Source organism: Terrirhizobium terrae (genome assembly GCF_030323265.1).
Classification (GTDB): domain Bacteria; phylum Pseudomonadota; class Alphaproteobacteria; order Rhizobiales; family Rhizobiaceae; genus Neorhizobium.
Genome location: NZ_CP104990.1, coordinates 506,861 through 526,892, shown reverse-complemented (window position 1 = coordinate 526,892; position 20,032 = coordinate 506,861). Strand labels below are relative to the sequence as shown.

The window sequence follows — 20,032 nt, the reverse complement described above, 5'->3', positions numbered from 1 at the left end:
CGCTACGCTCGATCGGTTGGGAAACCTGATTGCAAAATTCGAAAGCTGATCCGCAAGAAAACTTGCACGTCACAAAATTGTAGCAAGAATACATTACACGGCATTCCGAAACTATCTACGGAGCCATTTCCATGCGCCGCATCCTGACCGCAACTGCTGCATTTCTGATGACCACCGCGGCCATCGCACAAAACCTCGACACCAAATCAGCTGCCGACCTGCTGCCGCAGGCGAAGCAGGAAGGCAAGGTGACGGTTTATGCCTTCACCAGCCGTATCGGCCGCGTCGAAAAAGCCTTTGAAGCCGCCTATCCGGGCATCGACATGGTGACTTTCGATATGTCGTCGACCGAGCAGATTGCCCGCATCAAGAGCGAGGCGCAGGCTGGCCTTCCTGGTGCCGACGTGATCTACATTTCCGATGCGCCGGTCGTGCTGACCGAACTTTTTGCCAACAAGCTGGTCGCGCCTTACGTGCCGCCGCGTGTTGCAGGCGATCTTGCAGATCAGTTCAAGTCGCCGCTTCTGGCACAGCGTCTGTCCACCAAGGTGCTGATGTATAACGAAGAGGCAAATCCGAACGGCTCGCCGGTCAAGAACCTCTGGGACCTGACCAAGCCGGAATGGAAAGGCCGCGTGATCATGGTCGATCCGCTGCAGCGCGGCGATTACGTCGACCTGATGACCGAGATCGTACTGAAATCCGACGAAATGGCGACCGCTTACGAAGCCACCTTCGGCAGGAAGATCGAACTGACCGATGGCAATGAAAATGCCGGCCAGCAGTTCATCACCGATCTCTTTGCCAACGATCTCGTTCTGGTCGGCTCGACCGACGATGTGAACAAGGCAATCGGCGCCAAGGGCCAGGAAAAGCCTCCGATCGGCTTCACCAGCTATTCCGACCGTCGCGATAACGAGGATGAAGGCTGGGCGCTGCAGGTGGCGAACGACGTGGCACCGGCGAACGGCATCGTTTTTCCGGCGCTGCTGGCGCTGAACCCGAAGCCGGCAAGCCCGGCCGCTGCACGCCTTGCCGTCGATTTCATGATGGGCGACGAGACAGAAACCGGTGGTGACGGCTTCAAGCCCTTCTACGTGGCCGGCGACTGGGCCACCCGCTCCGACATCAAGCCGCACAAGGATGCCATTCCGCTTGCCGACTTCAAGGGCTGGCAGATGGCACCGGCCGAAACGGCCAAGATCCGCGCCGAGGTGGCGGATTTCATTCTCGCGCTGCAGTGATGGTTGGGGTGGGGCTGGCGTAAGAGTTAGCCCCTCACCTGCGATTTCTAACACTTAGCTACGCTAAGAGTTGAAATTACTTCCTCTCCCGCAAGGGAGAGGTAACGCGCGGCGATCTCGGCACCCCTCCCTCTCCCTGCGGGAGAGGATACAAAATCACGAACTTAGCTTCAGCTAAGTCGTAGCTTTTGTTGGTGAGGGGCAATCTCTTGCGCCGACGGCATTTACTTTGGAGTACCCCATGACCACCCTGCTCGGGCCGATCGGTTCAGCATTCAACAAACGCGGACTGACGCTCGCCATGGCGCTGGTGCTCATCGCGCTGGTGGCCGCACCGCTGGCAACCATTCTCGTCCAGACGATCGTCCCTTCCGCGGATGCCTGGGGCGATGTGCTGGCCAGCCGCCTTTCGCAGAACCTGTTCTGGCGCCCGACGATCAACACCATGATCATCGGCCTCGGCGTCGCCGCCGGCTGTGTGCTGCTGGGCGGTTTTCTGGCGTGGCTGGTCGTCATGACTGATATTCCGGGCCGCCCGGCGATTGCCCTCATGGCTACCCTACCGTTCATGATTCCGAGCTTTGCGACCGCACTGGCTTGGGGCACCGTATTCCGCAACGGCCGCGTCGGGGGTAGCGGCGGCCTTTTGGAAGGGCTCGGTTTTTCCGTGCCCGACTGGCTGTCCTGGGGCATGACGCCGACCATTATCGTGCTGATCGCCCATTATTATGCGCTGGCCTTCACCGTCATCGCCGCAGCACTCGCCACCGTCAACGGCGACCTTGTGGAAGCCGCGCAGATGACCGGTGCCTCGCGCAGACGCATCCTGTTCGGCATCGTCCTGCCCGTCGTCACACCGGCCATCATTGCCGGTGGCTCGCTGGCGTTTGCCGGTGCCGTTTCCAACTTTGCAGCCCCCGCCCTGCTTGGCCTGCCGGTGCGCATGCAGACGCTCTCCACCCGCCTGTTCGGCATGATAGAGATCGGCCAGACGGAGCGTGGTTATGTGCTCGCCATCCTGCTGATCGGCATTTCGGCAATCTTTCTTGGCCTCGGCAACCGCATGCTGTCCGGTCGCCGCAGCTTTGCGACGATCGGCGGCAAGGGTGCAAAACCGCGCCGCTTCGCGCTTGGCAATGCCCGCTTGCCGCTGACGCTCGCCGCCTGGGTGATCTGCATCCTCACCACTATCCTGCCGATCCTGCTTCTGGTGGCAGCAAGCCTTGCGCCCTCTTCCCTCTCGCTCTTTTCCGACTGGACGCTGCATTACTGGATCGGTGTTGTAGACCCTGCCTTTGCCCGTGGCCAGCCCGGCATCTTTCACAATCCGCAGCTTCTGTCGGCGCTGACGACGACGCTGATTTTGGGCGCATCCGTGGCGCTGGCCGCCAACATCATCGGCATCCTGATTGCTGTCGCCCTGACGCGGCAAAAGGTGCCGGCCTTAAGCAATCTCGTCTCGCAGCTCAGCTTTCTGCCGATGCTGCTGCCCGGCATCGCATTCGCTGCCGCCTATATCGCCCTTTACGGCGCGCCGATCGGCCCGCTGCCGGCGCTTTACGGCACCAAGCTGCTGCTGGCACTGGCGCTGACCGCTGCCATGCTGCCCTTCGCGGTGCAGACGGGCCGCGCCACCGTCTCGCAGATTTCCGGCGATATCGACGAGGCGGCCCGCATGACCGGCGCCGGTTTCTTCCGCAGGCTCGGCGCCATCACCCTGCCTCTGGCGGCGCGCGGTCTTGCGGCTGGCCTGCTGATCACCTTCGTCAATGTCATCGGCGATCTCGCGATCACCATTCTTCTCTACACACCGACCTCGCCGCTTCTGGCCGTGCTCTCCTATTCCTATGCGTCCGACGGGTTCCACCAGTTCGCCAATGCGGTGACGCTGGTCATCCTGATCATTTCCATGCTGGCCACCGGCGCCGCCACGCTCTTGCGCGGCCGCCGTCGCCAGTCCTTTACCTGAGGCAGACCCCGTGATTTCCCTCGACAAGATCACAAAATCCTTCGGCACCTCCAACGCCGTTTCCGATGTCAGTTTTTCCGTGCCGAAAGGTTCGTTCCTCGTGCTGCTTGGCCCTTCCGGCTGCGGCAAGAGCACGATGCTGCGCATGCTCGCCGGGCTCGACCAGCCGACATCGGGCAAGATGCAGTTCGGCGATACGCTGGTGGCAGATGGTGAGGCCGGTCTTTCGCTGCCGCCTGCCGACCGCAATGCGGGGCTTGTTTTCCAATCCTATGCGCTGTGGCCGCATATGACGGTGGCCGGCAATATCGAGTGGCCGCTGAAAGTGGCAAAGCTGCCGACGGAGGAACGTCGCGCACGTGTGCTGGACGCGATGGAGATGCTCGGCATCGAAAAGCTAGCCAACCGTTATCCGGGAGAAATTTCCGGTGGCCAGCAGCAGCGTGTGGCGCTGGCCCGAATGATCGCACCGCGGCCAAAGGTGATGCTGTTCGACGAACCGCTTTCCAATCTGGACGCTACATTGCGCGTAGAAATGCGGTTCGAACTGCTGAAGGTTCACGCCGCAACGGGCGCGACCGCCGTCTACGTCACCCACGATCAGGTCGAGGCGATGACCATGGCGACCCATGTCGCGGTGATGAACAATGGCCGTATCGAACAGTTCGACGCGCCTGACAGGCTGCTGGCCGAACCGACTTCGGCCTTCGTTGCTGGCTTTGTCGGTACACCCGCCGCCAACCTGATCCCGATCGAAAACGGCATGTGGTTCGGCACCATGCCCGACCCGCTGCTGCGAGGCCATTCCGGCCACGCCATGGTGCGGGCTGAACAGATCACGCTGGCCGACGAGGAAGGCCCCCGCACATTCGAAGCGGTTCTGGCCGAAGTCGTGCCGATGGCCGGCCGTTTTCTGGTGACCGGCCTTGCGCATGGCATTCGCATCACGGCCGTTTCCGATCAGGTGGCCCGCCCCTCGGGAAAACTGCGCTTCCGCCTTCCATCCGCCCCGGCGGCAATTTTTGATAAACAGGGAACACGCATTTCATGAAACGTATCCTTCTGGTTCGCCACGGCGAAAGCGAATGGAACGCCATCCGCCGCCTGCAGGGACAGGCCGATATCGAGCTTTCGACACGCGGCAGAGAACAGGCAGCCGCACTTGCCCCGATGGTGGCGAGCTTCAATCCCGGCCTTGTGCTGACCTCCGATCTCAAGCGCGCGGCCGATACCGCGGCCCTTCTCGGCCATGCGGATGCAGTGCGGGAGCCTCTTCTTCGCGAACAGAATGTCGGCACATGGACGGGCATGGAAATCGCCCTGTTGATGGCGGAGGCGCCGAGCGCCTATGCCGGCTGGCGGGCCGGCACGTTTGCGCCGGAAAATGGTGAGATCTGGGCCGATTTTCGCGCCCGTATCCGCCAGGCACTGGACCGGGCTATCTCCGCCGAAGCCGAGACGGTGCTGATGGTCTGCCATGGCGGCGTCATCCGCGCCGCACTCGATGGCGCCCTGGGACTGGCGCCCGCCCGCATCATCCCGGTCGGCCCTGCCAGCCTGACCATTCTCGCCTTTCCGAAGGACGAAGCTCGACTGGAAGTCTTCAACGCCACGACCTTCACACCAGAACTCGATGCGCCAGACTGAGCAGCCCGATGTTTTTCGGTATCGGCTTTCGAACGAGCCTGAAGAGGTGAATGAGACATCCTTTTACGCTTCTAATCGCATACAAGCCGTCACAACGTCTTGCGGCTCTTTCAGTTAATCGCGCGATCGCGTCACCATATTGACGGCAAGTTCTGAGTGCCGTGTGCGGGCCGGCTGAAAAATTGAGGCTGCTAGATGAAGCACCTCATGTCGACGAAATCTCTGCGGGAGGCCGGCAGAAAGGCGCGATCCAATCAGCAATATGACGGTTCCTGACCTCATGTTCGGCAACTGCCCGCCCGAAATTACTTCGGCCGGGCAGCCCGTCTACGACAGTGATCTATCAATCGTCGTCGGAAGAATTCGAACTGGAATTTGAGGACGAGTTCGAGGACGAATTCGAGCTGGAATTGCTCGACGAGTTGGAACTGCTGTTGGAACTCGAGTTGTTCGACGAATTCGAGGAACTGTTTGAGTTCGAATTGCTGTTGGAATTCGAATTTCCGTTCGAACTGGAGTTGTGGGAAGAGTTCGAGGAACTGTTGCGGCTGGAATTCGACCAGCTCCTGCGATTATCGTCACGGCCACGACGCGCCTCGCGATAGCTTGCCTTGTTATTGAACGTGCGCTCTAGGAAACGGGTGACCGGATCATCGGCGACCGCCGGGGTTGGGGTTGCAACGCTGGCGGCAAGCAGTGAGCCGAGAATGGCAAACATCTTCTTCATAGTTTCTCTCCTGATTATCAGACAGCCTCCGTGGCTGCTTGCGAGAAACGGATGGCGCTCGCGCTTATTCCGAAAAATATCAAATAATTTCTCATGCTTATGTCGAAAAACAAAAAAGGCGAGCGCCGACAGCCGGCCGGAAGCCGGATATCGGCGAAAGCGGGATGGCGCGGCGGATTTCAGCGCTGAGCGCGGGCGAATTTCCGATACCAGCCATCGGATGCCTGCGTTTTGCGCAGGATCGTTTTGCGGGTTGCCGCCTCCTCTTCGCTTTCCGATCGGATATCGGCCGCCAGGTCGGTCGTTTCCCGGCGGAAGGGAATGATCTGCACGATCGGCGCGCCGCGCTCCAGAACATGCAATCCGTCTTCGCCAGTTGCGAAAAACGGAAAATGGATTTCCGACTGGTAGGTGTCGGTATCCACCACGCCTGACACGATTTCGAATGCGCCGTTGGGGCGGTTCAGCGGTGGCACGAACATGCAGCTCCAGCCCGGCGGCGTGACGATCGTCCAGTAATTGTGAAATTTGCAGGGCGGCATCGGGTCGCGTGGGTTGCCGGCCACCTGATGGTTGGCATGATTGCTGACCATGGTGCGGTCGAAATCCCAGCCGCAATCGACTGTCTGCCCGCCATCGGAGATCTGCATGCGCACCGTCGCCGCAAGGCCGATGACCCAGCCGGTCGCCATGGCATCGAGAAACGGCATGCAGCGTTTGACGGTGAGACCGCTATCCGTCGTCGAAACACGTGTCTCTGTCACGGGCGGCAGTTTGCGAAACCAGTCCGGCAGCGCGGTTTTTGCCCGCACGGGTGCGGGTATGACACCCTCGTCCTCCTTCCGGCAGAGGAAGGTCATTTTCGGTTCAGGCTTTTTCAGCAGTGACAGTGCCATGATCGTTCTCCTCGCGGCGGGTGCGAGGAGAACGGCCCGGATCGGGACTTATTCCGTGTGCGTTCGAAAAATTTATTCAACCGTGTCGGCGAGTGCGTTTTTTTCCGCCTCTACGGCAAGCGGTTCACCGGCATCGATCGAGGCCAGATAGGCGTCGATCGTTTCCTGAGAGGATGCCGGCACATAGCCTTCGGCACGCGGCGATGACAGCGCCAGACGCGTGACCCACGCGCCATTCGTGCGGCATGCGACGGTTGCCGTCGTCTCGTTCTGCCGTTTCAACTCGTATTCCCGGCAAAGTTCCCCCGGCCGTCGACAAAACTCGAGACGATATGCAACGCCTCGGATTGGCCAAGCGAGACATCACTGCCGGAAGGCTGTTGATCGAGCGCGGCAAACAAGGCCTTTTCAGGCGATCCACTGGTATCGATGCTGCCACGACCGGCCATATAACCGCCGACACCGGTGATGACGGCAAGAATGGAGGCAGCGACAGGCATCAACCACGGCTTCCTGCTGCGCGCGGTGACCGGCTTTTCCGGCCGTTGGAAAGCAACGACATTGTTTTCGGGCGCGTTTGCAGCCTTGGTGTCCGCCGCTTCGGCCATACCCCGCACGGATGCGGCGAGCGCTTCCGGCACGGGTTCATCGATCAACGGCTTCATGGCAGAGGCAACCGCCATCCGCGTGTCGAGAAAAATGGCCAGCCTCTCTGCCAGCGCCTCGTCTGTTTCGAGCGCCGTCTCCAGCCGCTGGCTGGTCGCCGCGTCCAGTTCGCCATCGGCGAATGCCATCAATGTCTCGTCGTCAAAATGTTCCATGGTCATGCAACGCCGCCTTTCGTATCGGACGAACGTTTCTCTCCAAGATTTATTCCCGTCAGTTCCGCCAGATTTTTGCGCGCCCGTGCCAGACGGCTCATCACCGTACCTATGGGAATGGAAAGCACATCGGCCGCATCGCGGTAGCTCAATTCCTCAACGCAGACCAGGACAAGCACTTCACGCTGTTCTTCCGGCAGTTTCTGCAGGGCGGTCGCCACTTCCATCAGTTCCATGCGGGCATGGGTCGCGGCCTCTCCTGACGGCACTGACACATCGTAGGCTCTCTCGATCTCCTCCTGTGGACCAGCAGTGCGGGCGCGGCGCAGGTGATCGATCCAGAGATTGCGCAGGATGCGAAACATCCAGGCATCGAAGCGCGTATCGGGCGAAAAACGGTCGGCGGCAACGATCGCTCGCTCGCAGGCGGCCTGCACGAGATCATCGGCCAGTTCTCGCGAATGGCAGAGCGAAATCGCAAATCGTCGCAGATTGGGCAGAAACTCCACCAACTGCTGTGGCACTGTGCGCGTGTCATTCGTCATGCGATTTGTTTGGCACGGCATGGAATATTCTGTCGAGACAAACGTCTATCCAGGATAGCATTCGCGTGACTGTCGAGAATATTTCGGCTGCTTTTCTACCGGAGATAGCGACTTGAAGAAGACTGCACCATACCGTCTCAGATTTTTCATCGTGATTCTCGCAGGCCTCGGCGGCGTGATCACACTGCCGGTCCTGCAATCTGCTGGCATCGCTCCCGGCATCACCTCAGCATTTGCGGACGATGACGACGATGGAGGCGGTGACGATGGCGACGATGGTAGCGGCGGCGGTTACGGTGGCGGCTCTTCCGGTGGCGGTGGCGGTGACGACAATGATACACGCCGGCCGCGTGGTGATCTGAGATCCTTGTTCGGCTGGCCATTCCAGCGAGCGGAGCGGCGTTCACCGCCCCGGCGCACAGTTTCAGTTCCCGATCGCGCGCCCAATGAAATCGTGGCATTGGGCCTCGACGAGACAACGATCGCAAACCTGACGCAGGACGGATTTGTGGTTGATGAGCGAATATCGATCTCGCTTACCGGAAGTGAAATGGTCAAGCTGACGATACCGACAGGCATGACGCTGGATGTCGCCCGTCAGGCCGTCATTGCCGCTGCCCCCTCCGCCTCGGTGGATTTCAACCATTTTTATCAGCCCGAGCAGAAGAAGACATCACCCTGCCCCGGCGGCGACTGCAAGCTTGTTCGTCATATCGTCGATTGGCCGCAGGATGCCGGCGACGGGCGGGCGGCAAGCTGCGGCGCCCCCATGCCGATCGGCCTGATCGATACTGCCATCAACGCCGGGCATGCTTCGCTTGCCGACGCGACAATCGAGGTGCTCCAATTGGGGGACGGTGCGGCTCCCACCTCTACGGCGCAACACGGCACCGCCGTTGCCGCCCTTCTCGTCGGCTCTGCCGGCAGTCGCGCTCCGGGCCTCGTTCCCGGCGGCAGGCTGGTCGCGATCGATGCCTTCCAGCGCTATCGCAAGGCCGCAGATATCGCCGACATATACGATCTCATCCGCGCGCTCGACATGCTGGCGGCCCGCAACATCAGGATCATCAATCTCAGCCTCAGCGGGCCGCCGAACATGCTGTTGGAGCAAGCCGTGAGCGCCACAATCGCCAAGGGCACGATCCTGATTGCCGCCGCCGGTAATGAAGGCCCGAATGCCAAACCGGTCTATCCCGCCGCCTATGCGGATGTGATCGCCGTTACCGCTGTCGACCGGAACATGAAACCTTATCGCCGTGCCTCTCGTGGCGATCATATCGATATCGCCGCTCCGGGTGTTGGGGTCTGGACGGCCGCTTCCATTTCCGGGGGCAGGCAAAAGAGTGGCACCTCGTTTGCCGCGCCCTTCGTGACGGCGGCGGCTTCACTGCTGCTTGGCGCCAAACCGGACATGAAACCCGGCGAGGTGGCGGACGCCCTGACGCGTTCGGCAAACGACATGGGGGAGCCGGGCAAGGACGCGATTTTCGGCTGGGGCCTGCTGAACGCAAAGGCTCTGTGCCAGATCTGATATCGGCAGGCGCCATGCTCAAAAAAATGCCCGGCGCAAAGGCCGGGCACGATATTTCTGTTTTGGATGAAGTGACCTCAATCGTCGTCGTCATCATCGTCGTCGCGGGAATGACCACGAAACCTTGGCCATCCATCGTCATTACCGCGATACCGACGGCTGTAACGGCGATCATCATCATCATCGTCGTCGTCATCATCCACCAGGATGACCTGCGAGGGCGCGGATATCTGCGGCTGCGCAAGTGGCATGGCCTGCACCGGATGTGTCGCCGCCGTCAGCGTGGCCGTGGCAAGCAGGGCCATCGCGCTTGCGGCAAGAACTCGGTTCATGACTGTTCTCCTTCCATGTTCGAGGTCAGTACCTGTCGATGAACGGGGCTGCCGCTGACTTATTCCGGAGGCGATGCATTTTCTGCGTGATTGCTCTTCTTTTCGAAAATGCACCGAGGCCGGGAATATCCATCGTCATCAAACGTTCACAATCGGACATGGGGAGATCCCGGCGGACCGGCCACTTTCCCCAAACCGAAACTGCCCTCTGATGACGGCGTAAAAAAGGAGGCCAAGTGGTGGCGCACCTCATGTCCTTGCCCATGGCAAATCCTCAAAAAGACAACACGACGGTTGCGGCAGCCGAGCCCGTGGTATCGGTCAAGCATCTCAAACAGGTAGTCGCGGCGCTGCTGATCGGCTTCGCGGCCGTATTGATCTTTCTGGCAATCGACGGCCTGACCATGTCGATGCGGGCGACGCTCTTCATCTTCTTCTCTGCGATAACCGCCTGGACGGTGCTCGAACTGCCGGAAACCCCGGTCGCGCTGGCGGGAGCCGTGGCACTCGCGGTCGTCGGCGCCATACCGGAAGATCTGGTCTACCGATCGCTCGGCAATGACATCATCTGGCTGCTGCTATCGGCCTTCGTGATCGCCGGCGTTCTGCGGCATGTGGGCCTGATCGAGCAGGTGACTGACCGGATGATGCCGAAGATGCGCAGCATCCGCTCGATGTTCTGGATGTTGACACTACTGACCTTTGCAACAGCCTTCGTCATTCCCTCCACATCAGCGCGGGCCGCAATCCTGATGCCGGTCTATCTCGGCGTCTCATCCGCAATTGGCAACACGCGGATTTCGCGTGCGCTCGGCCTGCTTTTTCCGACCGTCATCCTTCTCTCCGCTGGAGCTTCGCTGATCGGCGCCGGAGCGCATCTCGTTGCCGCCGGCTTTTTGTCCCGCCTCACCGGCACGCAACCGGATTTCATCGGCTGGCTGGTTCTGGCCGGTCCGTTTTCGCTGATAACCTGCCTGACCGCCTGCGCCCTCCTGCTTCACGTGTTCCTGACCAAGGAGGAACGCGACATGGCACCAGGCGCCAGCACGGCGCCAAAACGACCCACGGCCCTGTCGCGTCAACAGATCGCGGTTGCCGCCGTGGTCTGCGGCACCGTACTGATGTTCTCCACCCAGTCGCTTCACGGCATCGACATGGCACTGGTCGGCGTAGTGGCAGCCCTTGTGCTGTGCATGCCCAATATTTCCGGCATGACGCTCAAGGCAGCACTGAAAACCGTCGAATGGAACCTGTTGCTGTTCATGGCGGGAATGCTGGTCATCGGCGAAGCATTGATTGAAACGGGCACGGCCCAGATGCTGGCGGATCGGCTGGTGAACGTCTTTCGTCAGAGCATGATCACTGCACCCGTCGTCATCATCTCGTTTGCCGTGGTCATCGCCACCTTCTCTCATCTGGTGATCACATCGCGGACGGCGCGGGCAACGGTGCTCATCCCCGCCTTCGCGTTACCGCTCTCGGCCCTCGGCGTGGATCCGGCCGTACTCATAATGGTCGTGACGCTTGCCAGCGGCTTTTGCCAGATGACCATGGTATCGGCCAAACCGGTCGTTCTGTTTGGTGGGCTGGAGCCTGCGGCCTTTACTCAGGCCGATCTGCGCAGGCTCGGTTATTTGCTCGCCCCGCCTTTCATATGTCTGCTTATCTTCGTGGCGACGGTGCTGTGGCCGCTGCAGGGTTTCATGCCCGGAAAATAAGCGAAAACAACAGTCTAACATCTTCAAGAGCCGCTCCGTGCGGCTCAATTCTTATTTAGCCGAATAAATTTCTTCGATGCCGGAATAAGCCTCGAGCGGTCACGTTTCCCTCATGTCACACACATGTCATGAAAGGATAATCCCCATGCCCTTCCGCGTCGTTGTCGCTCCTTCCGGTTTCAAGGAAAGCCTTTCGGCAGAACAGGCCGCCGATTGTATCGAAAAAGGTGTCCTGCGCGCGTTTCCCGGCACCGTCGTCACGAAGGTGCCGATGGCCGATGGCGGCGAAGGATTTACCAGGGCGCTGGTGGGCGCCACCGATGGCACGATCCATCCGGTCACCGTCACCGGGCCGATCGGACAGCCGGTACAGGCCCTTGTGGGTTTTCTCGGCGGCTGTGCAGAACCGACCGCAGTCATCGAGATGGCCGCCGCTGCCGGTCTCGGCCTCGTCCCGCGCGATCGGCGCAACCCATGCCGGACCACGAGCTACGGTGTCGGTGAACTGGTGCGGGCCGCGCTCGATCTCGGTGCGAGGCGGATCTTGCTCGGCTGCGGCGACAGCGGCATCAACGATGGCGGCGCCGGCATGGCGCAAGCGCTGGGAATCCGTCTTCTCGACGCTGACGGCAATGAACTCGACCGCGGTGGTGCGGCGCTAACACCGCTCGACCGTATAGACATCAGCACCCGTGACCCACGCCTTGAGAAGGTCCGGATCGATGCGGCCGTCAACTGGCACAATCAGCTTCTCGGCGAGCGTGGTGTTGCCCGCGTGTTCGGCCCGCAAAAAGGCGCGACACCGGAGCAGGTCGAGCAATTGGCGATGGCCATGGAAATCTATGCAGCCTGCATCAAAAGCGCCACCGGCCTCGACGTCGGCTCCGCACCCGGCGCCGGTGCATCGGGTGGATTGGGTGCAGCCGTTCTCGGTCTCCTCTGCGGCAGGCTCCATCCCCGTTACGAGATCGTCATGCAATATCTGGAGGTCGACGATTACATTCGCGACGCCGATCTGGTGATCACGGCGGAAGGCAGCCTCGATGGACAGACGCCCTTCGGCAAGGTTCCGGCCGAAATCGCACGGCGTGCCAAGGAGGCCGGTGTTCCGGTGGTTGCGCTTGCCGGCACGATCGGCAAGGGTGTGAGGCTCAATCTCGATTGCGGCATTGATGCCTTCGCATCGTTTCTGACGCGGCCATGCTCGCTCGAAGACGCAATCTCCGCAGCACCCAAGCTACTTGCCCGCGCTGCGGAAGACGCGGTGAGGATGATCATGATCGGCACGACCTTGCGACTGCCCTTGGCCAAAGCAGGGTAATGGTCGTCGACCGGGTTTCAACGATATCTGCCCTCTTATGATGGTCTGCGAATTAGGTGCGCATTCATTGCGGTCATTTCTCCGAAGCATCCCAGCGAGATGAAGATGCCGACGATCCGTAAGTGGCGATGTCATTGCATTTTGCGATTCAAAGTTCACTTTGTCTGGCTGTGCCCCGCGCGCCGGCAAGGTGCTTGCGCATCAGCGCTGCGGCAACCTCATTCTCGCCATGCTCCAGCCGATCGAGTATCTCCAGATGCTCGCGGCATGTCGTGATCACGCGCTCGGGGCCATGCTGCCAATTGTAGTTCGATAATCGTCGGAGCTGGTTCTGGCGGTTCATCGCCTCAGCTATGTAGCGATTACCGGATGCGGCACTGATTCCCAGATGAAAATCCGCATTCATCTCAAACAGGGCCACGCTAGAGGCTTCCGTCCAGAGGCTGGCGAGCATGATTTCGTGCCGCTTCCGCATTGAGGCAATCCAATCCCCGGATAACGAAAACTCCGGGGTTAGGATCGCGGCACACTCGATCAACATGCGAAAATTGTAGCTCTCCGCACGGGCGCGTAGGTCGCGAACCGGGCTGGTGAACTGCCAGCCATACCCTTGCCTGCGCTGAAGCACGCCTAGGTCTTCGAGCTTGATCAGCGTCTGACGCACCATTGTGCGCTCACGACCGGTCAATCGCATCAGCTCCAGCTCGGCGAATTGATCCGAAAGTTTTCCTTCGCGGCGCAGGCGAGCGACAGCGACAAGAAGCTCTTCGTCAGCCGGAGCGGCCTGTGCCACTTCAACCAGCGGCGGGACCATGACAAGCGTCATCCCGCGATTGGGCTCGTGCTGCAATATTCCCTGAGCCTCCAGCAGTTCCAGCGCCATTCTGACGGGCGTCCTGGACACGCGCAGGCGCTCGGCAAGCTGGTTCTGACGAAGACGCGCACCCGGCTGCAGTTCATCCTCGTGGATGACTTCGACGATGCGGCGCATCAGATCCTGCTGAAGAGGCGTGCTCGCTTCCGACATTTTTCGCTTGCCTTCCCGATAATTTTGGTTTTTGTTTTATGAAATACTTTTTTGATGAAGGCAATCCAGCCGACGTCATCCTTGTTCATCACCCGGATATAGTGCCATGACCCTGCCCCTTCCCTGCCCGCTCATCGAAGTTTCTGGTACGCCGTTCGAGCGCGGTCAACAATATGGCGAGCAGGCATCCGAGCGAATCCTGAAAGGCGTCGATCACTACAAGGATCAGCTGCATTCCTCCGGCCTCAAGGATGACGATCTCGCAGCGATGATCGACCGCTTCGCCGGCGCAATCGAGGACTATGGCAGCCAGTATATCGAAGAGATGAAAGGTATCGCCCGTGCGATAAACAAGGATCTCGCAGCGGTGCTGTTGCTCAATGCGCGGACAGAGATCCTCAAGATGGCGCGCCGCCGGGAAAAGGGTCAGCAGGACTTCATCCAGTCCGACGGCTGCACCGGCGTCTTCATCATGCCGTCTGCCAGCCGCGACAATACATTCATTCACGCCCAGAACTGGGACTGGAAGGCGGAATGCGCGGAAACCGCCGTCGTTCTCAAGATCAAGCGCAACGACGGCCCGGACATCGTCACCTTTACAGAAGCCGGCGGCCTCGCCCGCACCGGCTTCAACTCCGCCGGCATCACGATCAGCGGCAATTACCTGGAGACCGAGCGCGACTATCGCGAACTCGGCGTGCCGCTCGCCATCATCCGCCGCAGGGTTCTGGAACAGGACCAGCTGGCCATGTCGATGCAGGCCGTCTATGGCACGCGCAAGTCGGCATCGAACAACATGATGATCGGCCACGCCCATGGCATCGCGATCGATTTCGAATGCGCCCCGGACGAAACCTTCCTCGTCCATCCGCAGGACGGCATTCTCGTTCACGCCAACCATTTCCAGAGCCAGGTGGCGCTGTCGAAACTGCAGGACAGGGGCGTATTCAACATGCCCGACAGCCTCTATCGCGACCTGCGTGTCCGCCAGTTGCTGGAGCCGCATAACGGGCAGATCACCGTCGATACCGTCAAGCATGCGCTGTCGGACATGTTCGAGACGCCCTATTCGGTCTGCCGCCCGCCGCGCAAGTCGCCGCTCTCCAACAACCAGTCCGCCACGGTCGCGATGATCGTCATGGTGCCGAGCGAGGGCCGCATCGAGGTGGCCCTGCTGCCGGCACTCGGCGCGCATTTCTGGAAATACAGCCTCGACATGCAGGTGAAACCCATCGAACAGCCGGGACCGGCTCAAACGAACGCCGCCTGATCAAAAACCTATAAGGGAACAAAAACGGGAGCTTCCGATGAAATACCGCAATTTTCTGACGATGACTGCAATGACGGCCGTGATGGCCGCAACCGCGGGCACCGCGCTGGCCCAGGACAAGATGATGCGCGTGCGGCTGAATGCCGACATCCGCTCGACGGATCCGGGCGTCAACCGGGATGCGAACAGCGATGCCGTCGTTCTTCACATGGTCGAAGGCCTTGTCGGTTACCGCGACGACGCGTCGGTTGCTCCGCTCCTGGCGAAATCGATCGATATTTCCGACGACGGCAAGACCTATACATTCAAGCTGCGCGACGGCCTCAAGTTCAGCAATGGTGAGGCGCTGACCTCCGCCGACGTGCTGAGCTCGTGGGCACGCTATACCGACCCGAAGACCGCGTGGCGCTGCCTCAAGGATGTGACGGGCTCGGGTGTCGCCAGCGTTGCCGATGTTGCTGCGCCCGACGCCTCGACGGTCGTCTTCACGCTGGAGAAACCCACCGCGCTGTTCCTGGCAACGATTGCGCGCACCGACTGCGGCGGAACCGGCATCTATCACAAGAGCTCGCTCGATGCCGAAGGCAAATGGGTGAAGCCGATCGGCACCGGCCCGTTCACGCTGCAGGAATGGCGCAGCGGCCAGTATGTGCAGCTTGCCGCCAATCCGAACTACGTTTCTCCCGGCGGCGACCGCACCGGCTATGTCGGCGACAAGACGCCGAAGGTGGATGCCGTCCGCTTCATGATCATCCCCGACGATGCCGCAGCAAAGACCGCCATCTCATCGGGCGACATCGATGTGCTGGCCGACGTCAACAATGCCGATATCGACGAGATGACCGAGAACGGCGACATCAAGGTGGACAAGGTCGACGCCATGGGCCTGACAGGCCTTCTGTTCCAGACGCGCGACCCGCTTTTGAAGGATGTCCGGATCCGCCAGGCCATCATGCTGTCACTCGATATTCCGCAGATCACCGAGGCTCTGACAAACGGCCAGTCCGCGGCGAGCGCATCCATCGTGCCTGTGCCGAGCCCCTATTTCGGCTCCGCCCAGAAGGAAATGCCTTCTCGCAATATCGAAGAAGCCAAGAAGCTTCTTGCCGAAGCCGGTTACAATGGCCAGCCGATCAAATGGCTGGCGACCAAGCATTATCCGTCGCTCTTCGATGCTGCCGTCCTCGTGCAGGCCATGGCCCAGGAAGCGGGCATCAATATCGAGGTGGAAACGCTCGATTGGGCGACTTTGCTGGACCGCTACACGACCGGCAATTACAGCGCCATGTCATTTACCTATTCCGCCCGCCTCGATCCTTCTCTGTCCTTCGACATGGTCAGCGGTAACAAGGACAAGAGCGCCAACAAGGTCTGGGACAACCCGGATGGCCTGAAGCTGATTGCGGAAAGCACCCAGATCACCGACGAGGCCAAGCGTCAGGCGATCTTCGACAAGCTGGAAGGCATGATCCGCGCCGATCTGCCGATCATCCCGCTCTATTCCGGCACCCGCATCGGTGCGGTCCGCTCGAATGTCGAAGGCTACAAGACCTGGCCGGTCGGCTATGCGCGCATGTGGGGCGTCTCCTTCACCCAGGGCAATTGAGCCCATGAACGCCCTTTCGAAATATATCGGCAAGCGTCTGTTATGGACGCTTCCGACACTGCTGCTCGTTGCGGTGATGGTATTCTTCCTCGTCCGGATGATCCCGGGCGACCCTGCCCTACTCATTCTGGGTGACGACGCGAGCGCAGAAGAAATCGCCGGTCTTCGGGCCAGTCTCGGCCTCGATCAGCCGGTGCCTCTGCAATTCCTCTACTGGCTCGGCAACGTCATCCAGGGGGATCTCGGCCACTCGATTTCCAACGGCGCGCCGGTTCTGCCGCTGATGCTCGATCGGTTTCAGGTCAGCGCCACGATCGTGCTCGTCGCCGTCGGGCTTGCGACGCTCATCGCCATCCCGGCCGGCCTGATCGCCGCCTGGCGTCAGAACGAGCATGTGGACGTGGCGATCGTCGCTGCCTCGACGCTGCTGATGTCGGTTCCGAGCTTCTGGCTCGGTCTGGTCTTCCTGCTGATCTTCGGCCTCAATCTCGGATGGCTGCCGGTCGTCGGCTTCGTGCCCTTCAGCGAAAATCCGTGGACGGCGATCACCTATGTCATCCTGCCGATCATGACGCTGATGCTGATCGAGGTCGGCGTACTGACCCGCATGATGCGCGCCAGCGCCATCGAGATCCTGCGGCTCGAATATGTCATGCATGCCCGCGCCAAAGGTTTGTCGGAACGCAAGGTTCTGCTCCGCCACGTCCTGCCCAACGCCTTCGCCCCGACCTGGACGATGATCGGCCTCGTTCTCGGCGGTCTGCTCGGCGGCATCGCGGTGCTGGAAACCGTCTTCACTTTGCCCGGCCTCGGGCGCCTTCTCGTCGATGCGATCTTCGCGCGCGACTATCCGGTGGTACAGGGATGTCTGCTATTCACGGCCATGATCTACGTGATCGTCAATCTGATCGTCGATCTCTGCTATCCGCTGTTCGATCCGCGGGTCACCGCGTCATGATCAGGCAGCCGGCAAACATGCTCATCGGGTCGGCCCTGCTGATCTTCATCGGCGGCATGGCGCTGATCGCCATGGTCTGGACGCCCTATGACCCGGCGGCGATCAAGCTTATCTCCCGCCTGAAGCCGCCATCGGCGCAATTCTGGCTCGGCACCGACGAATTCGGCCGCGACGTCGTCTCGCGACTGATGGCGGGCGCCGTCCAGAGCATGACGGTCGCGATCCTGACCGTCGCCTTCGCGATCATCGCCGGCACGATTGCCGGCCTCGTGGCGGGATATACCCGCGGCACGGTCGATCGGATCCTGATGGTATTCAGCGATGCGCTTCTGGCATTTCCCGGCACGCTTCTGGCGCTCGGCCTGATGGTCATCTCCGGCCCCAACAAATATGGCATCATCCTGGCGCTCGGCATCGCCTTTGCCCCGTCGGTGCTGCGTGTCGTCCGCGCAAGCGTGCTCTCCGCTCGCGAGCGGGAATATGTCGAAGCCTCGCGCGTCATCGGCAATTCCGAATTCGCCACCATGTTTCATCATGTGCTGCCCAATTGCACAGCGCCGATCGTGGTTCTCGCCACATCGATGTTCGGCTGGGTCGTTCTCGCGGAAAGCGGCCTGAGCTTTCTCGGCCTTGGCGTGCCGCCACCGGCGCCGACCTGGGGCAACATGCTGTCGGCCGCCCGCACCTATATCGAACGGGCACCCTGGCTCGGCCTTGCCCCCGGCATCTGCATCTCGCTGACATTGCTCGGCATCAACCTGCTCGGAGACGCGCTGCGCGACCGCTTCGACCCGCGAATGGAGCAAAAGTGATGACCGCAGACACGTCCTCTCCGCTTCTCAGCGTCCGCGATCTTCGTGTCACCACCTCGAACGGCTTTCCGATTCTGCATGACGTCTCCTTCGATGTCGAGGCCGGCAGCATCGTCGCGCTTGTCGGCGAAAGCGGCAGCGGCAAGACGGTGGCCGCCCGCGCCTCGATGCGGCTTTTGCCGAAGGCGATCAAGCCGACATCCGGCGAGATTCTCTTCCAGGGCCGCGATGTGCTGACAATGTCCGACGCCGAAATCCGCAAGGTCCGTGGCGCCGAGATCGGCATGGTCTTTCAGGAACCGATGGTCTCGCTCAATCCGGCACTCACGATCGGCGCGCAGCTCGTCGAGGGACTGAGGCTGCACGAGAAGATCGGCGTCGAGGCCGCACTCGAACGGGCCAGCGAAATGCTGGCGCGGGTGAAGATACCGGACCCGGCCGCCTGTCTCGTCGCCTATCCGCACCAATTCTCCGGTGGCATGCGCCAGCGCATCATGCTCGCCTCCGTCATGCTGCTCCGGCCGAAGCTCCTGATCGCAGATGAGCCGACCACGGCACTCGACACGCTGACCCAGCGCGAGGTCATGGAGATCATGGTCGATCTCACGCGCACCTTCGGCACAGCGGTGCTGCTGATCACCCACAATCTCGGCCTCGTCGCTCAATATGCCAAAAAGGTGATCGTTCTCGAGCGCGGCAAGCTGATCGAGACCGGACCGGTCGAGGACGTGCTTCACCGGCCGAAGGAACAGTATACGCGCACGCTGATCGACGCCCTGCCGAAGCGCGACCATGACCGCAAGCCGCTCGCGGCCGCGCCCCTGATCGAGGCGCGCGATGTCGAGGTGACCTTTTCCGGCGCCGGCAACATGTTCAGCACTGCCGAAAAGAAGCTTGCCGTCAGAGGCGTGTCGCTCGGCGTGCAGCCCGGCGAGGTGGTCGCCGTGGTCGGCGGCTCAGGTTCCGGCAAGACGACGCTCGGGCGGGCGATGCTCGGTCTTCTTCCCCTCTCCGGCGGGGACGTTCATTTCCGTGACCGTTCCATGGCATCCGCCGACAAGGTGGCGGCGCGCGATTTCCGGCTGCAATGCCAGTTGGTCTTCCAGGACCCCTATTCCTCGCTCGACCCGCGCCAGACGATTTTCGATATCGTTGCCGAGCCGCTGAAACATGGCCCGAAGCTTGGGCGCGCCGAAAAGGTGGAGCGGGTGAAGGAGATGCTGAACGAGGTCGGGCTCTCCGGCCTTAGCGAGCGCTATCCGCATGCGCTCTCCGGCGGCCAGCGTCAGCGGGTGGCGATCGCCCGCGCGGTGATCCGCAACCCCGCCTTCGTCGTTGCCGACGAGCCGGTATCCGCGCTCGACATGACCATCCAGAAACAGGTTCTCGATCTCTTCCGCAGGCTGCAGGAAAACCATGGTTTTGCCTGCCTCTTCATCAGCCATGATCTCGGTGCCGTCTCGCGCGTCGCCGACCGCATCGTCGTCATGCAGCAGGGGCTGATCGTCGAACAGGGCAGCACAGGCGACGTGCTGGACAATCCGCAGCACGACTATACCCGCGCCCTGCTCGAAGCGACGCCGACGCTCGGCATCGCCGCATGAACTT

Annotated in this window: 19 protein-coding genes; 14 read left to right on the top strand and 5 right to left on the bottom strand. The window is 61.0% G+C overall.

Annotation, left to right across the window (positions count from 1 at the left end):
- Positions 1 to 131: 131 nt before the first annotated feature.
- The 5 genes from N7E02_RS02480 to N7E02_RS02460 all read left to right on the top strand — a co-directional run bounded on the left by N7E02_RS02480 (position 132) and on the right by N7E02_RS02460 (position 5,465).
- Positions 132 to 1,244 (top strand): ABC transporter substrate-binding protein, encoded by a 1,113-nt coding sequence (locus N7E02_RS02480; protein ID WP_286577929.1) that lies wholly within the window; start codon positions 132 to 134, stop codon positions 1,242 to 1,244.
- Between the two features lie 241 nt (positions 1,245 to 1,485).
- Positions 1,486 to 3,213: an ABC transporter permease gene (locus N7E02_RS02475; protein ID WP_286577928.1), complete on the top strand. Its 1,728-nt coding sequence runs from the start codon at positions 1,486 to 1,488 to the stop codon at positions 3,211 to 3,213.
- 10 nt (positions 3,214 to 3,223) lie between these two features.
- The gene (locus N7E02_RS02470; RefSeq protein ID WP_286577927.1) at positions 3,224 to 4,264 is read left to right on the top strand and encodes an ABC transporter ATP-binding protein; all 1,041 of its coding nucleotides are present in this window, start codon (positions 3,224 to 3,226) and stop codon (positions 4,262 to 4,264) included.
- A complete protein-coding gene (locus N7E02_RS02465) occupies positions 4,261 to 4,860 on the top strand; it encodes a histidine phosphatase family protein (protein WP_286577926.1) in 600 nt (199 codons plus the stop codon). Before N7E02_RS02470 ends, N7E02_RS02465 begins: the two co-directional genes overlap by 4 nt.
- Positions 4,861 to 5,195: 335 nt before the next feature.
- A complete protein-coding gene (locus N7E02_RS02460) occupies positions 5,196 to 5,465 on the top strand; it encodes a hypothetical protein (RefSeq protein WP_286577925.1) in 270 nt (89 codons plus the stop codon).
- A 301-nt stretch (positions 5,466 to 5,766) separates the two neighbouring features.
- Here the strand turns inward: N7E02_RS02460 and N7E02_RS02455 are convergent, their stop codons facing one another.
- The 4 genes from N7E02_RS02455 to N7E02_RS02440 form a co-directional block, all read right to left on the bottom strand.
- The gene (locus N7E02_RS02455) at positions 5,767 to 6,483 is read right to left on the bottom strand and encodes a DUF6065 family protein (RefSeq protein WP_286577924.1); all 717 of its coding nucleotides are present in this window, start codon (positions 6,481 to 6,483) and stop codon (positions 5,767 to 5,769) included.
- Positions 6,484 to 6,555: 72 nt separating this feature from the next.
- Positions 6,556 to 6,765, bottom strand: a complete 210-nt coding sequence (locus N7E02_RS02450) for a hypothetical protein (protein ID WP_286577923.1) — start codon at positions 6,763 to 6,765, stop codon at positions 6,556 to 6,558.
- Positions 6,762 to 7,310 (bottom strand): anti-sigma factor family protein, encoded by a 549-nt coding sequence (locus N7E02_RS02445; RefSeq protein WP_286577922.1) that lies wholly within the window; start codon positions 7,308 to 7,310, stop codon positions 6,762 to 6,764. Before N7E02_RS02445 ends, N7E02_RS02450 begins: the two co-directional genes overlap by 4 nt.
- The gene (locus N7E02_RS02440; protein ID WP_286577921.1) at positions 7,307 to 7,849 is read right to left on the bottom strand and encodes an RNA polymerase sigma factor; all 543 of its coding nucleotides are present in this window, start codon (positions 7,847 to 7,849) and stop codon (positions 7,307 to 7,309) included. The genes N7E02_RS02445 and N7E02_RS02440 overlap by 4 nt, the downstream gene beginning before the upstream one ends.
- Before the next feature lie 112 nt (positions 7,850 to 7,961).
- On the opposite strand from N7E02_RS02440, the gene N7E02_RS02435 reads away from it, so the two are divergent.
- From N7E02_RS02435 to N7E02_RS02420, 4 genes are all read left to right on the top strand, one after another.
- On the top strand, positions 7,962 to 9,380 hold the full coding sequence (locus N7E02_RS02435) for a S8 family serine peptidase (RefSeq protein WP_286577920.1): 1,419 nt from the start codon (positions 7,962 to 7,964) through the stop codon (positions 9,378 to 9,380).
- A gap of 14 nt (positions 9,381 to 9,394) precedes the next feature.
- Complete coding sequence (locus N7E02_RS02430) at positions 9,395 to 9,754, top strand: hypothetical protein (RefSeq protein ID WP_286577919.1); 360 nt, start codon at positions 9,395 to 9,397, stop codon at positions 9,752 to 9,754.
- A gap of 194 nt (positions 9,755 to 9,948) precedes the next feature.
- Positions 9,949 to 11,430, top strand: a complete 1,482-nt coding sequence (locus tag N7E02_RS02425) for an SLC13 family permease (RefSeq protein ID WP_286577918.1) — start codon at positions 9,949 to 9,951, stop codon at positions 11,428 to 11,430.
- 145 nt (positions 11,431 to 11,575) lie between these two features.
- On the top strand, positions 11,576 to 12,751 hold the full coding sequence (locus N7E02_RS02420) for a glycerate kinase family protein (RefSeq protein ID WP_286577917.1): 1,176 nt from the start codon (positions 11,576 to 11,578) through the stop codon (positions 12,749 to 12,751).
- 148 nt (positions 12,752 to 12,899) lie between these two features.
- Here N7E02_RS02420 and N7E02_RS02415 read toward each other — a convergent pair whose 3' ends face one another.
- Positions 12,900 to 13,742, bottom strand: a complete 843-nt coding sequence (locus tag N7E02_RS02415; RefSeq protein ID WP_286578409.1) for a GntR family transcriptional regulator — start codon at positions 13,740 to 13,742, stop codon at positions 12,900 to 12,902.
- Positions 13,743 to 13,884: 142 nt separating this feature from the next.
- Here N7E02_RS02415 and N7E02_RS02410 point away from each other — a divergent pair, with 142 nt between their 5' ends.
- Genes N7E02_RS02410 through N7E02_RS02390 form a run of 5 tightly spaced genes read left to right on the top strand, consistent with a single transcriptional unit; the run spans position 13,885 to position 20,028 of the window.
- The gene (locus tag N7E02_RS02410; protein ID WP_286577916.1) at positions 13,885 to 15,048 is read left to right on the top strand and encodes a C45 family autoproteolytic acyltransferase/hydrolase; all 1,164 of its coding nucleotides are present in this window, start codon (positions 13,885 to 13,887) and stop codon (positions 15,046 to 15,048) included.
- Positions 15,049 to 15,085: 37 nt separating this feature from the next.
- Positions 15,086 to 16,654, top strand: coding sequence for an ABC transporter substrate-binding protein (locus tag N7E02_RS02405; RefSeq protein ID WP_286577915.1), 1,569 nt, complete (start codon positions 15,086 to 15,088; stop codon positions 16,652 to 16,654).
- 4 nt (positions 16,655 to 16,658) lie between these two features.
- Positions 16,659 to 17,612, top strand: a complete 954-nt coding sequence (locus N7E02_RS02400) for an ABC transporter permease (RefSeq protein ID WP_286577914.1) — start codon at positions 16,659 to 16,661, stop codon at positions 17,610 to 17,612.
- Positions 17,609 to 18,424 (top strand): ABC transporter permease, encoded by an 816-nt coding sequence (locus N7E02_RS02395; protein WP_286577913.1) that lies wholly within the window; start codon positions 17,609 to 17,611, stop codon positions 18,422 to 18,424. Before N7E02_RS02400 ends, N7E02_RS02395 begins: the two co-directional genes overlap by 4 nt.
- Positions 18,424 to 20,028, top strand: coding sequence for an ABC transporter ATP-binding protein (locus N7E02_RS02390; protein WP_286577912.1), 1,605 nt, complete (start codon positions 18,424 to 18,426; stop codon positions 20,026 to 20,028). Before N7E02_RS02395 ends, N7E02_RS02390 begins: the two co-directional genes overlap by 1 nt.
- Positions 20,029 to 20,032 lie beyond the last annotated feature (4 nt).